This window comes from Actinomyces sp. HMT 175 (assembly GCF_016694895.1).
Lineage (GTDB): Bacteria > Actinomycetota > Actinomycetes > Actinomycetales > Actinomycetaceae > Actinomyces > Actinomyces oris.
Genome location: NZ_CP068012.1, coordinates 2,341,110 through 2,356,561 on the forward strand (window position 1 = coordinate 2,341,110; position 15,452 = coordinate 2,356,561).

The window sequence follows — 15,452 nt, forward strand, 5'->3', positions numbered from 1 at the left end:
TTATGACACGACGTCGGCGGTCCGGTACCTCGCGGTGGAGCTCAGCAGCCGGGGGCGACCTCCGTGGAAGTACCGCCCTTTCAGCGCCGCCCCAACGATGTTCACGACCGTTCGAAAAGGCCTCCGCGTCCTTGGCTCCCTGGCGCTCGATGGCACTGGAGCCCGCGCAGTCACGGTAGAGTCTCAACCATGCGTGTCATGTCAGTGGTGGGCGCCCGGCCCCAGTTCGTCAAGCTAGCCCCGATCGACGCCGCTTTCCGTGAGGCCGGCATCGACCATGTGATTGTTCACACCGGGCAGCACTACGACCCGATGCTCTCCGATGTCTTCTTCAGCGACCTGGGGATCTCGGCCCCGGACGTCCACCTCGGGGTCGGCTCGGGGTCGCACGGGGTGCAGACCGGCACGATGCTCGCGGCCATGGACGAGACCATCGAGACCCATCGCCCCGACTGGGTCCTGGTCTACGGGGACACGAACTCCACGCTGGCCGGGGCGCTGTCCGCCGTCAAGCTCCACGTGCCCATCGCCCACCTGGAGGCGGGCCTGCGCTCCTTCAACCGGGCCATGCCCGAGGAGATCAACCGGATCCTGACCGATCACGCCGCCGACCTGCTGCTGGCACCGACCGAGGTGGGGGCCGCCCACCTGGCGGACGAGGGCCTGGCAGAGCGCACCGTCGTCGTGGGCGACGTGATGACCGACATCCTGTTCTCGGTACGCGACTCCGTCATCGATACCCCCTCCCCCGTCATGACCGAGCTGGACCTGCCCGAGGGCGGCTACTCGCTGGCCACCATCCACCGGGCGGAGAACACCGACGACCCCGAGCGCCTGCGCTCCATCCTGGAGTCGCTGGCGGCGGTCGATCACCCGGTGGTGCTCCTGGCCCACCCGCGCCTGGTGGCCAAGTGCGCCGAGCACGACATCACCCTGGAGGACTCGGGCAACCTGCGGATGCACCCGCCCCTGGCCTACCCCGAGCTCGTCGCCTCGACCCTGCACGCCCGCGGCGTGGTCACCGACTCCGGCGGCCTGCAGAAGGAGGCCTTCCTCCTGCGGGCGCCGTGCACCACGGTGCGTCCCCAGACCGAGTGGGTCGAGACCGTCAACCTGGGCTGGAACGTCCTGGTCGAGCCCGGTCAGGCCCTGGTCGACGCCGCCTCCCGTACCCGGCCGACCGAGCCCGCCGACGCCGATGCCCACCCCTACGGGGACGGCAACGCCGCGGCCCGAGTGGTCCAGGCCCTCACCGAGCACCTGCCCGGCTGATCGCCCGCACTGGCTCCCTGGGCAGCATCATGCGCGTCACCATCGTCACCACCTGGTTCCCCACGCACCGCTCACCGGGTCTGGGGGTCTTCGTGGCACGCCACGCCGCCTCCATGGCGGCGGCCGGCCACGATATTCGCGTCGTCCACCTCGCCTCGGCCTCCGTCGACGACGGGGTGCGCCGCGACCGGGTGATGGGGCTGCCCGTCGTGCGCCTGCCCATGTCGCTGTCGCGGCCCCACGAGGTGCTCGCGGCCAGGCGGGAGCTGACAGCGCTGACTCGGGACAGTGACGTCGTCCATACTCACGCGGTCTCCACCCTCCTGCCCTACTCCCTGAGTCGGCCCCGTCAGCCGTGGCTCCACACGGAGCACTGGTCGGGGATCGCCCAGCGCGGCGCCGAGCTCGGCTCCCTGGCGCGGGCGGGGGCTCAGATGGTCCTGCGCCTGGAGCGCCGGCCCGACGTCGTCACCACCGTCTCCGACCAGCTCGCCGCCGACCTGCGGGCCTACCGCCCCGAGGGTGAGATCCTGACGGTCCCCAATGAGGTCACCATGCCTGAGGAGCCGGCGCCGCGCCGCAGCGTTGAGCTAGGGCGTGACACGCTGCGGATCGTCGGTATCGGGGGGCTCATCGAGCGCAAGCGCCCGGACCTGGCGGTTGAGGCGGTCGCGGCGCTGGCGCAGCAGGGGGTTCCGGCCCGGTTGACCTGGGTGGGTGGCGGGCCCCTGGCCGATCGCTGCACGGATCTCGCGGCCGCCCTGGGCGTCGACCTGGAGCTGACCGGTCAGCTGCCGGGCGATCAGGTGCAGCAGGTCCTGGCCGACAACGACCTCTTCCTCGTACCCACGCTCGCCGAGACCTTCTTCCTGGGTGCCGCCGAGGCCGTTGCCGCCGGCCGGCCAGTGGTCACCAGTGACCGGGGGGCGCATACCAGCTTCCTGGATCCCTCTGTGAGCGAGATCGTCTCTCAGGACGACCCCGCCGCGTGGGCCAGGGCCGTCGTCGACGTCATGGGACGGTGCACGGACCTCACGGCGCGCGACATCCAGGACAGGCTGCCGCGGGCCTTCTCCCCCAGTCAGGTGGCGCACTCCTACGGCCGCGCCTACGAGGCCGCCATCGCCCAGTACTCGAAATCCTACTGATCCTCGGGCGTGCCGGCTGCGTCCCCGGAGTCGTCAGCGGCTTCGTAGTGGCCCTCGTCGGCCTCACTGGCGGGGGGCCTGGCGTCGAAGCGGCGGGCGGCGGCATCGGCCATGAGGATCTGCACCACCAGGATGAGGCACATGAGGGCGCCCAGGACGTAGGTGGTCGTCAGCAGCGAGTACGGGCTGAACCAGAGCCAGGCCAGGGGGACGGCGGCGTAGACCACCGAGAACATGAGTAGCCAGTCCTGGTTCTCGGTGACGACGAAGAGAGTCGACAGCGGGGAGGTGACCAGGAGGATGAACAGCCAGGGGGTCAGGGCCCTGGCGAAGCTGCCCGCCTCGGTCCAGCTGCTGCCGAAGAGCAGGGGGAAGAGCCAGGGCGACACGATGTAGAGCAGGACGAACGGCGCGGTCCCGATGATGAGGACCCGCTTGATGACCTGGCGGACCAGGGGGCGCATCTGTCCGGGACGCAGGGTGGCGAGCTTGTGGAAGAAGACCTGCCCCACGGCGGCGTTGATGAGAGCCAGCGGAACCTCCAGGCAGCGCCAGGCCAGGTTGAACTGCCCCAGGCTGGCCACCGAGTAGGAGCCCACGAGCAGGTTGATGCCGTTGAGCCGCACGGCGTCGACGAAGGCGTTGAGGCCGTTGAGCAGGGGCATGCGCCGGTAGCGGCGGGCCACCTGCCACAGGGTGGGCGCCTCCGGCGGCAGCGGCCGGTGCAAGGGCTTGGCCTTGCGCCCCAGGTTGACGAAGGCCCAGGCCTGACCGATCGTCTGACCGATCAGCAGGCCTCCGACGCTGACCATCCCCACCGCCCCCAGGACGAGCTGGCCGAGGGACTGCCCGACCTGCTGCTCGACCCGGTTGATCGAGATCGTCCGGTAGTCCGACTGACGGTTGTACCAGTACTGGAGGAGCTGGACCGTGGACAGCAGCAGCGTGGTCACGCCCAGCAGCGGCATCCAGACGGCGATATCAGCCCCCCAGTACCGGGTGACCAGCGGCTTGAGGAGGAAGGCCACAACGCTGGAGACGACCGAGACCACCACGATGCACACCATTCCCAGGCGGGCGCAGGCCAGGGCCCAGGCGTCCTTCTTGGGGAGCATGATCGTCATGTCGTAGCGGAGGGCCGCCACGGCCGTGATGATCGAGACGACCGAGGTGTAGCGCGCCAGCTGGCCGAGGTCCGCGTCGGAGAAGATGCGGGTGAGGATCATCGTCATGCCGAAGACGATGGCCTGGGCGGTGGCCGTGCCGCTGACCAGGGTCAGGACGTGGCGCAGGAACGGGGAGGACTCCATGACCGAGCGGACCCGGGCGAGTACTCCCGCCACGGGTCCGCTCGGTGCGGCTGAGCGGTTCAGAGCGCGACCGTCCGGTTCTCGCTCGCCGAGGCAAGGACCGCCTCGACGACGTCGAGCGTGGCCACGCCCTCGGCCATGGTGACGTGGCGCTGGGCCACACCGCGCACGGCGTCGCGGAAGTTCTCCTGCTCCAGGGCCAGCGGCTCGCGCTTGGGGATCGCATAGCGGATGACGTCGCCCTCGCTGACGCCTCGGAAGGCGGCGACCTGGTCCCAGGTGGAGGCCACGGTGCCGTTGGCGTGGAAGGTGAGGTCCCCGGTGAGGGTGTCCGCCACGAAGGCGCCCTTCTCGCCGGTGACGATCGTGACGCGCTCCTTGAAGGGGGTGAGCCAGTTGACCTGGTGGCTGACGATGATGCCGCCCTCCAGCAGGCCGGTGGCCACCATCATGTCCTCGGTCTGGCGGCCGGAGCGGTGCGTGACCTGCGCGGCCACGGAGGTGTAGCGGGCGCCGGCAACCCAGGCGGTCAGGTCGATGTCATGGGTGGCCAGGTCCTTGACGACCCCGACATCGCTGATGCGGGCCGGGAAGGGGCCCTGGCGGCGGGTGAGGACCTGGTAGACCTCACCGAGCTCACCGGCGTCGAGGCGCTCGCGCAGGGCCCGCAGGGCCGGGTTGCAGCGCTCCACGTAGCCGACGGCGCCCACCAGGCCCCGCTCGGCGAAGGCGGCGGCCACGCGGCGGCCCGCGGCGGCGTCGTGGGCGATGGGCTTCTCCACCATGGTGTGCACGCCCGCCTCGGCCAGGGCCAGGGCGACGTCCTCGTGGTAGACGGTGGGGACGGCCACCATGGCGGCGTCGAGCCCGGCGTCGACGAGGGCGCGGACATCGGGCAGGACCGGCAGCTCGCCGGCCACGCCGAAGCGGTCGCCGCCGGGGTCGGCCACGGCCACGAGCTCCATGCCCTCAGTGGCGCGGATGACCCGGGCGTGGTGGCGTCCCATGGAGCCCAGGCCGATGAGGCCCACGCGCAGCGGGTTGTCCGCCGTGCCCTTGTCGGTGAGGTGGTGGACCTCGGGCAGCGCAGTGGTGGCCTGCCCGTCGAGAGCGACGTTCTCACCCATGTCAGGCACCTGCCTTGACGGTGGCGGCCACGGCCTGGCCGATGCGCTCCAGGTCCGCATCGCTCAGGGAGGGGTGGACCGGCAGGGAGAGGCACTCGCGGGCGGCCTTCTCGGTTCCGGGCAGCTCGAGACCCTCGGCGTAGTGGGCCAGGGAGGCCAGGCGGTGGTTGGGGATCGGGTAGTAGACGCCGCTGCCGACCTGCCACTCCTCGCGCAGGGCGGCCTGGACGGCGTCGCGCTCGGCGCCCGTGGCCCCCTCGAGGCGGATCGTGTACTGGTGGTAGACGTGCGTGTAGCCCTCGGGGACGAAGGGGGTGACGACGCCCTCGACGCCCGCCAGCAGCTCGTTGAGGCGCGCGGCGTTGGCCTGGCGGGCAGCGGTCCAGCCGGCCAGCTTGGTCAGCTGGACGCGGCCGACGGCGGCGGCCACGTCCGTCATGCGGTTGTTGAGGCCCACCAGCTCGTTGGCGTACTGCTGCTCCATGCCCTGGTTGCGGATGAGGCGGCAGCGGCGGGCCAGCTCGGCGTCGGCCGTGGTAATCATGCCGCCCTCGAGGCTGGTCATGTTCTTGGTGGGGTAGAAGGAGAAGGAGCCCCAGGCCCCGAAGGTGCCCACGGGCTTGCCGTCGATGGCGGCGCCGTGCGCCTGGGCGCAGTCCTCGAAGACGGCCAGGCCGTGACGCTCGGCGATGGCGAGGATCTCCGGCATGTTGGCGGGCAGACCGTAGAGGTGGACCACCTCGATGGCCGCCGTGCGCTCGGTGATGGAGGCCTCGACGCTGGCGGGGTCGAGGTTGAAGGTCACCGGGTCGATGTCGGCGAAGACCGGCACGGCACCACTGATGGCCACCGAGTTGCCGGTGGCGGCGAAGGTGAAGGAGGGGACGATGACCTCCGGGGCCCCGCCGGCGCGCTCCTGGAGCTCAGTGGCCAGGGTGGCCACGTGCTGGGCCGAGGTGCCGGAGTTGACGGCCACGCAGTGGACACCGTCGACGACCTGGGAGGAGAACTCCTCCTCGAAGGCCTTGACCTGGGGCCCCTGGACGACCATGCCCGAGGTGAGGACGGCGTCGACGGCGTCGCGCTCCTCCTGCCCGATGATCGGCTTGGCTGCTGGGATGAACTCGCGTGACATCAGTGGGTGACCTCTCGGATGGTGGTGGATTCGGAGCTGGACTGCGAGCCGGACCCGGCAGCGGGCTCGGCGTCGAACTGCTCGTACAGGGTCCCGGTGACGGGGCAGCGCCAGCGTGGGGCGCCGTCGGGGCCGGGGTCGGAGGGAGTAAGGGGCTCACCGGCGCGCCCGACCCAGCCGATGCGGCGGGCGGGGACCCCGGCGACCAGGGCGTGGGCGGGAACGTCCTTGGTGACCACGGCGCCGGCGGCCACCGTGGCCCAGGCCCCGATACGCACCGGAGCCACGCACACGGCGCGGGCGCCGATCGACGCGCCCTCCTCGATGGTGACTCCCACGGGCTCCCAGTCGGCGGCCGACTTGAGCGAGCTGTCGGGGTTGACGGCCCGGGGGAAGTGGTCGTTGGTCAGCGTGACCGCCGGGCCGATGAAGACCCCGTCGGCCAGGCGGGCCGGCTCGTAGACGAGGGCGTAGTTCTGCACCTTGCAGTTGTCCCCCATGACGACGCCCTCACCGATGTAGGCGCCGCGCCCCACGATGCAGTCCCGTCCGAGGACGGCGTGCTCACGGACCTGTGCGAGGTGCCAGATGCTGGTGCCCTCTCCGAGCACGGCTTCCTCGGAGACATCGGCGGACGGGGCGATGCGGGTGGCCACGGCGACTCCTGTGCGGGCGGCTCGCACCGCCCTGACGATCGATTGAGTCCGGGCAGCCTGGTGGCTGCCGGAAGCCGTGCCGCTCCGGTCGCCGGAGGCGGCGGCGCTGCACGACCGGCCCCATCCTAGGGGACTGACCCCCGCGAGACGACATCGCCGGCGCCTCTCCTCTGCGACGCCGCTGAGAAGAGGCGGAGGAAGACGGTCCCGGCAGATGACCTCAGCCCTCCAGGGCCACCAGGCCGTCGACGAACTCCCGGTACTGACGCTGCGCGTCCGACATCCTCGCCCAGGTGGCGTGGGCCTGCACACTCATGGCTGCGTACTGGGCGTCGCTGAGGTCCATCACGGACTCGACGGCGTCGGCCACCTGCGCGGCGGTGACCTCCACCGGGACGAGCCGGCCGTTCTCGCCGTCGTGGACGATCTCGCCGGTCCCACCGGCGGCGGTGGCCACGACCGGCATGCCCGCCGCCTGGGCCTCCATGACGGCCACCGGGACGCCCTCACCGTCGGAGCAGTTGAGGAAGCAGGCGAAGTCGGTGGCGGCATAGAGCTCGCGCACCTCGCGGTTGGTCAGGTGCCCGGTGAAGGTCACCGGGGTCGAGTCGATCAGCTCCTCGGCCCGGGCGCGCATGGCGGCCAGACGGTCGGCGTCGTTCTCACCGATGTGGGTCCAGGAGACTCTCCGACCGCGTCGCTCCAGCTCGGCGACGGCCTCCACGATGAGGTGGACCCGCTTGTAGGGGGCCATGTGCGAGCAGGAGACCAGCTGGAAGGGCTCAGTCCGGTGACGCTCGTGGCGCGGAGCGGGCGGCACCCCCAACCGGCGCACCTCGATGTTCCGGGCCTCGGGAAAGCGCCGGTGCAGGAAGGAGGCCGCGTAGTCCGAGATCGGATAGACCCGGTCCACGGCCCGCATGACGAAGGCGCGTGAGGGGATGTAGCCGCGGGGGGCGTCGGCCTCGTCAACGTCGTAGGCATGCGCTCGCGAGACCACCGTCACCGGGCGCCTTTTCAGCTCCCGACGCCGCAGCATGCCGCCCAGTGCTGCCCCGGTGAAGAACCAGTACGAGTAGATGGTCAGGTGCCCTGTCCCCTCCAGCCCCAGGCTCGGCAGGAGCCGACGCATTCGTCCGTACGCGCTCAGGGCGATCGCCGCGAAGCGCACATCCATGCCGAAGCGGCCGAAGCTCTTCCACACCGGGGTCTCCACCATGCGCTCGCGGCCCAGCAGAATCTGCGGGGCGCGCAGGAGGGCCTGGAGGCGCCAGTCGGCCAGCCGCGAGGCGGGCAGCAGGGCGCAGCGGGCATTGGCCGGCAGGTCGCGGGTCTGACGGGCCCCCTGGCTCAGGCGCATCGGGACGATGACGACCTCGTCGTATGCGGCGCACAGGGTCTCGATCTCCTGCTCGAGGAACTCCTCCCCCACCTCGTAGGGGAAGGCGTCGGTGAGCAGGAGCAGACTGCGCCGGCCCACCGCCCCAGCACCCCTCGGGGACGCGGTCGCCGCATCCGCACGGCCGGACGCACTGCCGGTGCCACCGGCGCCATGCGCGCCATCACTCCCCTCCCGGCTGGAACCCGGAGAGACATCGGCGGACGGGGCGATGCTGGTGGCCACGGCGACTCCTGTGCGGGCGGCTCGCACCGCCCTGACGATCGAATGAGTCCGGGCAGCCTGGTGGCTGCCGGAAGCCGTGCCGCTCCGGTCGCCGGAGGCGGCGGGCACTGCACGACCGGCCCCATCCTAGGGGACCCACCCCCGCCAGACGCCGCCCGGGCACGCCCCGAAGGAGACCTACCCCACCAAGGCCGACCGCCCCCGCCTCCCGCAAGAGGGCTGGCGCCCTCTGTTCGCGTGCAAGAATGCGGTGGTGACTACCTCCACCGCATCGCAGACCGGGGCGCCCACCCCGGCGCTCCCGGTCACCGACACCTGGCTCGTCATTCCCCTGTACAACGAGGCGACCGTCGTGCGCGAGGTCATCTCCCAGGCCCGCACAGTCTTCCCCCATGTCGTTGTCGTCGACGACGGCTCCAAGGACGCCTCTGCCCGGGAGGCGGCCGCCGCGGGGGCCGTGGTCGTGCGCCACCCGATCAATCTCGGCCAGGGCGCAGCGCTGCAGACGGGCTTCTCCTACGTGCTGGAGAAGACCAATGCCGACTACGTCGTCACCTTCGACGCCGACGGCCAGCACTCCACCACGGACGCCGCCGCCATGGTGGCCGCGGCGCGAGCGGAGAATCTCGCCGTCGTCCTCGGCTCGCGCTTCCTTGAAGGTCCCTCCCCGGTGGGGTGGCTCAAGCGGATCGTCCTGCGCACGGCGGCGGCCGTCAGCTCGCACACCTCCGGCATGCGCCTGACCGACGCCCACAACGGCCTGCGGGTGCTCCGCCGCGACGTCCTGGCGCAGCTCGACCTCAGGCAGAACCGGATGGCGCACGCCAGCGAGATCATTCGCCAGATCGGCGCCACCGGCATGCCCTGGCGCGAGTTCCCGGTGCACATCGTCTACACCGACTACTCCCGCGCCAAGGGCCAGTCCCTGTGGAACTCGGTCAACATCCTGGTCGACCTGCTCTTCTCCTGAGCCCGCACGGAAGGCACAGCCCATGATTCATCAGTTCGCCACCCGGGTCACGCCGATCACGAACCACCAGTTCTACATCCAGGCCGCCCTGATCCTGGCCGTGATCGCCGTCGGCTGGATGATGCTGCGCACCCCCGGCGGGGCCCGCCACATGGCCGCCCGCAGGCTGGTCACCCTGGCCTTCGTGGCCTTCGCCGTCTTCAACATCACCTTCCCCTGGGTGATGAGCTCGATCGCGCACCGGATGGGAGTCGGGCGAGGAACTGACTTCCTGCTCTACGCCCTGGTCATCGCCTTCCTGGCGCAGATCCTCTCCTCCTTCAGGCGCAACAGCGCCAGGGAGCGGCAGATCACTCACCTGGCTCGCCGCATCGCCCTGGACAACGCCCCCGAGCCCCCTGCCGGCGCGCGGCTCACCGCTGAGACCGACGACTGACCCCGAGGCTCCCGGAGAGCAGCGGGCGCTCCCCCTCAGTGCCGGGAGGCGCGGACCTCGAGCTCCTCACGCAGGCGCAGCCCGCCGCTGAGCAGCCAGCGCACCGGCGCCTGCCACGGGGCGTGGTAGACGCCGTTGAGGTAGTGGCGGGCGGAGGCGTGGTGCGCCCGGATCATCTTCTCGGGGCGGGCCTTCCAGCTGGCCCCCTGCTCGTGGACGACGATGGAGTCCGACACTTGCACGTTGAGCCAGCCGGCCCGTCCGACCCGCTCCCCTAAGTCCACGTCCTCGAAGAACATGAAGTAGTCGTCGTCGAAACCCTCCAGGCGCCTCCAGGCGGCGGCGGGCAGCAGTAGGCAGGCCCCCGAGAGCCAGCCCACCGTCCGCGACCCGCCCGAGCCGCCCTGATCGGCGGTGTGATACGCGGCGGAGAAGGGGTTGGCCGGCCACATCCGGCCCAGGACGGCGTGCCCGGCACCCTTGACTAAGGAGGGCAGGGCGCGCCCGGAGGGGTAGACGGTGCCGTCGGGGTTGAGCAGGAGGGGCCCCAGGCAGCCGGCCGCCGGGTTGGCCAGGCCCGCATCAATGAGGACGTCGAGACTCCCGGGTCTCCAGACGAGATCGGGGTTGGCCACCACGATCCAGTCCTCCTCCAGATCCGCGGCCGCCAGGTTGGCGCCCGCCCCGTAACCGAGGTTGGTGCCGTCCCCGACGACGCGCGCCCCGTGCCGCTGAGCAGCAGCAGTGACGACGTCGTGCTCGGTGCCGTTGTCCGCGATGACGACGACGAGCCTGCGCGCCGTCGCCGTGGCCAAGGAGGCCAGGAAGCGCTCCAGCTCCTCACCCGGGTTGAAGGCGACCGTCACCACTCGCACGCTCTGCTCGTCAGGTGCGAGGGCCCGAGCCTCCGAGCACTCCCCTACCTGATCCGGAGCACTGACGGGAGCGGCCGAGGCACTGGTCGGCGTGGGTTTGGCAACACTGGTCACGGACAGAGCCTAGCCCCGTTACCCGTGTGAGGGGCTTCACCCAGCATTGGGTAAATCTCATGTAACAGGTGTAGGCAGACCCATATGGTTTAGCAGTCTCGTTCCCTATGATCGCTTCCGTGCCTCAGTTCAGTAAGCCGAATGCGCGACACTCCTCCAAGGAACTCGGACGCCGCCTGGCCCGGCGAGTGGGACTCAGCCTGCTCGCGGTGACGATCTTCGTCGTCTCCGCCGCGGGCTTCGCGTGGCACAACATCCAGTCGCGGATCGCCTGGTTCAACATCGACAGCCTTCTGACCGAGGAGGACCGGCCCGGCACCAAGCCGCCGGACAGCTACGAGGGCCGAGCCGTCAACCTCCTGATCCTGGGCACCGACTCGCGCGCGGGAAACAACAACGTCGACGGCTCGCAGGGCGACGACGAGGTCTCCGTGGCCCGCTCCGACACGGCGCTGGTCATGCACATCTCGGCTGATCGCTCGCGCGTCGACGCCGTGTCCATCCCCCGCGACACCCTGGTCGACATCCCCGAGTGCACGACCCTCGACGGCGGGAAGACCGACGCCAGCGAGGACGCACCGTTCAACTCCGCCTTCGCCAACGGAGCCGGCAGCAGCAGCGACGACAAGAAGGCCGTTGCCTCCGGAGCCGCCTGCACCCTCAAGACCGTGGAGAAGCTGACGCACGTGCGTATCGACGACTTCGTCGTCGTCGACTTCTCAGGCCTGTCCAAGGTGGTCGACTCCCTCGGCGGCGTCCACGTGCAGGTCGATGAGGCCATTGACGACTCCGAGTACACCGGTTTCAAGCTCGACGAGGGCTGCCAGAAGCTGAACGGCGAGAACGCCCTGCAGTACGCCCGTGTCCGGCACGGGGTGAGTGACGGCTCGGATCTCTCCCGTATCACCCGTCAGCAGAACCTCATGCGAGCCATGGCCTCCAAGGCGCTGTCCTCCAGCCTCCTGACGCAGTCCGGCTTCCTGACCTCCACCCTGGAGACCCTCACCACGTCCGAGCGCATCGGTCAGATCGGCAACCTGTCGGGCCTGGCCTACTCCATCCAGGGCGTGGGCGTCGACAAGATCAACTTCGTCACCATGCCGAACCAGCCCGCAGACAACCCGAACCAGGTGGTCCCCGCCGAGGGCGCCAAGAAGGTCTGGAAGGCCCTCGAGGACGACAAGCCCATCCCCTCCGACACCTCGGCCCCCGCCTCGTCGGACTCGAGCGCCACCGCGGACGGCTCCACCTCGGAGAGCACTGACGACTCCTCGGAGTCCTCCGAGCCCTCCCAGCCCACCCCGACGCCGGCTCCGGCCACCCAGGCCCCCAAGACGAGCTCCCCCCAGCAGCAACCCGCCGCGAAGCCGACCACCCCTGCCTGCCCCGCCTGAGGCAGAATCAGTGGTGTGATTCCGACAGACGACTCACTACCGCCCTCCATCACCCCCGGCTCCAGCGGAGGCAGGCCTCAACGCAGGCAGCGTCCCATCGATGCTGTCAACCAGCGCAGCCGCGAGCGCGGGGAGGCATCCGGCGGCGAGGCAGTCGCCCAACCCACTGACGTTGCCGGCGGCGCTCCGCGCCGCCCGTCATCAACCGCCACTCGTAACCCCCAACGGCACTCGGTCCTGGGCCGTCAGGACGGCGACCAGCCGGCCTCGGCTCAGCCCGCCTCTACGCGCAGAGGACAGCAGCCGCCGTCGGTCCAGCCCCGTCGTCCCTCCGCCCCGTCTCAACGGGGCAGCCATGCCCGGGCCGGGTCGAGTGCGATCCCCCTGGAAACGGACACCGACGGAGGCAGCGGCGCAGCCGGGCCGGAGCGCACGCAGGCCTTGCCCGTGCGGCGCGGCACCTACCCCGTGGGCTCCGCGGGCCGGCAGTCGCCGCAGGAGCCCGCTGCGGGTGGACCCTCACTCACGCCCCAGCGGCCGCAGCGGCCGAAGCGCGCTCGTCCCAGGTGGCGCCGGATCGTGGGCTGGACGGTCGTCGTCATCGTTGTCGCCCTGGCTCTCATCGCAGCGCGGGTCGCCTGGCTGTGGAACGACGTCTCCTCCCAGCTCCATCGCGTCGACGCCCTGTCCGGGGCGGCGGACACTCCGGGCGAGACCTGGCTCATCGTGGGTTCGGACGCGCGCGGAGGTGCTGTCCAGGACGAGACCGAGGGGGCTCGTGCCGACTCCGTCATGCTGCTGCACAAGGCGGAGAACGGACAGACGAGCCTGACCTCCTTGCCGCGTGACACCTTCGTGGACATTCCCGAGTACGGGGAGAACAAGATCAACGCCGCCTACTCCTTCGGCGGCCCCAAGCTGCTGGTCCAGACCGTGGAGAAGCTCTCCGGGCTGACCGTGGACCACTATGTGGAGGTCGGCATGACCGGGGTGTCCCAGATGGTCGACGCCGTCGGCGGGGTCAACGTCTGCCTGGACTACGACGTCGCCGATGAGGACTCCGGTCTGGTCTGGGACACCTCTCAGGGCACGTGTCAGACGGTGGACGGGACGAAGGCACTGGCCTACTCCCGGATGCGAAAGTCGGACCCGACCGGTGACGTGGGTCGCGGTCAGCGCCAGCGCGCCGTCATCTCCGCAGTGGTCTCCAAGGCGGCAGCGCCGTCCACCGCCTTCTCCTTCTCCCGGCAGGACGCGCTGGTCGACGCCGGTACGAACGCGCTCACGGTGGATCGCAGCGCCGGCACCATGAGTATCGCCCAGATGGTGCTGGCCTTCCGCTCCGCCTCCGATGGCGGCCTGACCGGGGCCCCGCCCATTGAGGATCCCGCCTACTCCCCCGAGGACGCCGAGATCGGCGAAACGGTGCTGCTGCGGGACACGACCGCACCGGACTTCTTCTCCAAGCTGCGCGACGGGAAGCTGACGGCGGCGGACTTCAACCAGTCCTGACGCTCAGTCACCGAAGACGAACACGTGCGGGCCGGTTCCCCGGGAGAGGGGGAACCGGCCCGCACGTCGTGGTGTTGGGACCGCTCAGCCGAAGTGGGGCCGGTTGGGGTCAGCCTGCCAGGAGGTGTAGGAGGAGGCGACGATGTCGTCCAGGTCGTGCTCGGCCCTCCATCCCAGGACCTCACCGATGCGGGTGGCGTTGCCGATGAGCTGGGGCGGGTCGCCGGCGCGGCGGGCGAGCTCCTCGGGCTCCAGGTCCAGGCCCGTGGAGGCGATGACCTTGGAGACGACCTCCCGCACCGAGGCGCCCTGGCCGGTGCCGACGTTGAAGACGTGCTCGGCCATCTCCTGGCCGCCGGCCAGGTAGTCCAGGGCGGCGATGTGGGCGACCGCCAGGTCCTTGACGTGGATGTAGTCGCGCACGCAGGTGCCGTCGGGGGTGGGGTAGTCAGTGCCGAAGATCTTGGGGGTCTCGCCCTTGGCGAGGCGGTCGAGGACCATGGGGATGAGGTTGAGGGTGGCCATGTCGCCCAGGTCGTCCCAGCCGGCTCCGGCGACGTTGAAGTAGCGCAGGCCCGCCCAGCGCAGTCCCCAGGCCTTCTCGGCGTCGGCCATCATCCACTCCCCGATGAGCTTGGTCTCTCCGTAGGGGTTGATGGGGCGGCAGTCGATGTCCTCGGGAACGACCTCCACCGGGGGCATGCCGTAGACGGCGGCCGAGGAGGAGAAGATCATCTGCTTGACGCCGGCGGTCTCCATGGCCAGCAGCATGTTGGCCAGGCCGCCGACGTTCTGCTGGTAGTACCAGGCGGGGCGCTCGACGGACTCGCCCACCTGCTTGCGGGCGGCGAAGTGGATGACGGCGGTGACGCCGTGCGAGTCCATGACCTCGGCGAGGGTCTCGGGGGCCTGGCCGCTGGCGACGTCGAGCTCGACGAGGGAGGCCCCCTTGACTCGCTCCGGCGTCCCGTAGGACAGGTCATCGACGACGACGACCTCCTCCCCGCGCTCGAGGAGAAGTCGGACCACGTGCGCGCCGATGTAGCCGGCGCCTCCAGCAACGAGAATGCTCATGCCCCCAGTCTACCCACGCTCGCTCAGAAACGAACAGAAACGAACGCGAGATCTACGAATCCTCTCCCCGTCATTCACGAGTTCGCATCCTCAGGCTCGAGGTCGCACCTTGGGGGTACTGTGTTGTCTCCTCACTTCTGAGACATCTGAGTGTCATGACTTCTGAGACACCCGCTCGGGCGGGAACCCGGGGCAGGCTGGTGGCCCAGGGGGCGAGGGTGAGGACGAAGGGAAGAGGTCTGGTGGGGCGTCGGTGTCCACAGCGCTGACATTAACCCCTAATCGGGACTGCTCGCCGAGGAAAAACCGCAGAATTCCAACGATCTCCGCTGGGTGATTCGCCGGCAGGCTCGGTCATGTCAGCGCTGTGGACACCAGGCCGCGCAGGAGTGAGTCAGGGGTTCTTACGGCACAGCCCGACGCCTCCGCCATAGGTCCACCCCCACCACTCCCTGCCCGCCGCCAGTGCCGGGGTACGGAGGCTATGGCTCGACGCCGAGTCCGCCAAGAGTGGGCCCGAGTCGGCCTGCTCCACGAGGGTCGGGATCCACTGACCAAGGGTTGTGCGTACTGCACGAAGGCCCCACCTACCCGAAGTGCACCCGACCCTCCTCCAGTAGCATCCCACCCTCGTGCAGTTCGCCCGGACGATGCCGGAAGCCACCACAGTGACCGGGGCAGCCCCCTCCGGCAGGCCGAATCAGCAGCTCTCCCAACCGGCAGACGCACCCAAGCGGTGTCTTGAGATGTCATGACATCCGAAACTCTCAGAAGCCATGAGACAACACAGCACCTTGGGGTACGT

The 15,452-nt window shown here is 70.1% G+C and carries 13 protein-coding genes; 6 read left to right on the forward strand and 7 right to left on the reverse strand.

The annotated features are described in order from the left end of the window. Positions 1-189 precede the first annotated feature (189 nt). Together wecB and JJJ14_RS09775 are read left to right on the forward strand one after the other, a co-directional pair. On the forward strand, positions 190-1,272 hold the full coding sequence (gene wecB, locus JJJ14_RS09770; RefSeq protein ID WP_201444009.1) for a non-hydrolyzing UDP-N-acetylglucosamine 2-epimerase: 1,083 nt from the start codon (positions 190-192) through the stop codon (positions 1,270-1,272). A 29-nt stretch (positions 1,273-1,301) separates the two neighbouring features. After that, on the forward strand, positions 1,302-2,420 hold the full coding sequence (locus tag JJJ14_RS09775; protein WP_201444010.1) for a glycosyltransferase family 4 protein: 1,119 nt from the start codon (positions 1,302-1,304) through the stop codon (positions 2,418-2,420). On the opposite strand, the gene JJJ14_RS09780 is transcribed toward JJJ14_RS09775, so the two are convergent. The 5 genes from JJJ14_RS09780 to JJJ14_RS09800 form a co-directional block, all read right to left on the reverse strand. Next, complete coding sequence (locus JJJ14_RS09780) at positions 2,414-3,763, reverse strand: lipopolysaccharide biosynthesis protein (RefSeq protein ID WP_201444011.1); 1,350 nt, start codon at positions 3,761-3,763, stop codon at positions 2,414-2,416. The genes JJJ14_RS09775 and JJJ14_RS09780 overlap by 7 nt on opposite strands. Positions 3,764-3,789: 26 nt before the next feature. Further along, entirely contained in the window at positions 3,790-4,857 is a 1,068-nt protein-coding gene (locus JJJ14_RS09785; protein ID WP_201444012.1) for a Gfo/Idh/MocA family protein, read from the reverse strand. 1 nt (position 4,858) lies between these two features. Next, positions 4,859-5,992, reverse strand: coding sequence for a DegT/DnrJ/EryC1/StrS family aminotransferase (locus JJJ14_RS09790; protein WP_201444013.1), 1,134 nt, complete (start codon positions 5,990-5,992; stop codon positions 4,859-4,861). Further along, positions 5,992-6,648 carry an acyltransferase gene (locus tag JJJ14_RS09795; protein WP_201444014.1) on the reverse strand — a complete coding sequence of 219 codons (657 nt, stop codon included), beginning with the start codon at positions 6,646-6,648 and terminating at the stop codon, positions 5,992-5,994. Before JJJ14_RS09795 ends, JJJ14_RS09790 begins: the two co-directional genes overlap by 1 nt. Before the next feature lie 220 nt (positions 6,649-6,868). Further along, positions 6,869-8,272: a glycosyltransferase gene (locus JJJ14_RS09800; RefSeq protein WP_201444015.1), complete on the reverse strand. Its 1,404-nt coding sequence runs from the start codon at positions 8,270-8,272 to the stop codon at positions 6,869-6,871. A 253-nt stretch (positions 8,273-8,525) separates the two neighbouring features. On the opposite strand from JJJ14_RS09800, the gene JJJ14_RS09805 reads away from it, so the two are divergent. Continuing rightward, on the forward strand, positions 8,526-9,242 hold the full coding sequence (locus tag JJJ14_RS09805) for a glycosyltransferase family 2 protein (RefSeq protein ID WP_101558673.1): 717 nt from the start codon (positions 8,526-8,528) through the stop codon (positions 9,240-9,242). A gap of 22 nt (positions 9,243-9,264) precedes the next feature. Beyond that, positions 9,265-9,678 carry a DUF2304 domain-containing protein gene (locus JJJ14_RS09810; RefSeq protein ID WP_003787089.1) on the forward strand — a complete coding sequence of 138 codons (414 nt, stop codon included), beginning with the start codon at positions 9,265-9,267 and terminating at the stop codon, positions 9,676-9,678. Positions 9,679-9,713: 35 nt separating this feature from the next. On the opposite strand, the gene JJJ14_RS09815 is transcribed toward JJJ14_RS09810, so the two are convergent. Then, entirely contained in the window at positions 9,714-10,667 is a 954-nt protein-coding gene (locus JJJ14_RS09815) for a glycosyltransferase family 2 protein (protein ID WP_236592795.1), read from the reverse strand. A 119-nt stretch (positions 10,668-10,786) separates the two neighbouring features. Here JJJ14_RS09815 and JJJ14_RS09820 point away from each other — a divergent pair, with 119 nt between their 5' ends. Together JJJ14_RS09820 and JJJ14_RS09825 are read left to right on the forward strand one after the other, a co-directional pair. Further along, on the forward strand, positions 10,787-12,061 hold the full coding sequence (locus JJJ14_RS09820; RefSeq protein WP_236592796.1) for an LCP family protein: 1,275 nt from the start codon (positions 10,787-10,789) through the stop codon (positions 12,059-12,061). 15 nt (positions 12,062-12,076) lie between these two features. After that, a complete protein-coding gene (locus JJJ14_RS09825; protein WP_236592797.1) occupies positions 12,077-13,573 on the forward strand; it encodes an LCP family protein in 1,497 nt (498 codons plus the stop codon). Between the two features lie 84 nt (positions 13,574-13,657). Here JJJ14_RS09825 and galE read toward each other — a convergent pair whose 3' ends face one another. Beyond that, the gene (gene galE / locus JJJ14_RS09830) at positions 13,658-14,647 is read right to left on the reverse strand and encodes a UDP-glucose 4-epimerase GalE (protein ID WP_101558677.1); all 990 of its coding nucleotides are present in this window, start codon (positions 14,645-14,647) and stop codon (positions 13,658-13,660) included. Between the last annotated feature and the right edge of the window lie 805 nt (positions 14,648-15,452).

Bases quoted from the DNA above. Each gene is read 5' to 3' on its own strand.
- galE (WP_101558677.1), bottom strand. From the start codon at position 14,647: ATGAGCATTCTCGTTGCTGGAGGCGCCGGCTACATCGGCGCGCACGTG.
- JJJ14_RS09775 (WP_201444010.1), top strand. From the start codon at position 1,302: ATGCGCGTCACCATCGTCACCACCTGGTTCCCCACGCACCGCTCACCG.
- JJJ14_RS09790 (WP_201444013.1), bottom strand. From the start codon at position 5,992: ATGTCACGCGAGTTCATCCCAGCAGCCAAGCCGATCATCGGGCAGGAG.
- JJJ14_RS09810 (WP_003787089.1), top strand. From the start codon at position 9,265: ATGATTCATCAGTTCGCCACCCGGGTCACGCCGATCACGAACCACCAG.
- JJJ14_RS09785 (WP_201444012.1), bottom strand. From the start codon at position 4,857: ATGGGTGAGAACGTCGCTCTCGACGGGCAGGCCACCACTGCGCTGCCC.
- wecB (WP_201444009.1), top strand. From the start codon at position 190: ATGCGTGTCATGTCAGTGGTGGGCGCCCGGCCCCAGTTCGTCAAGCTA.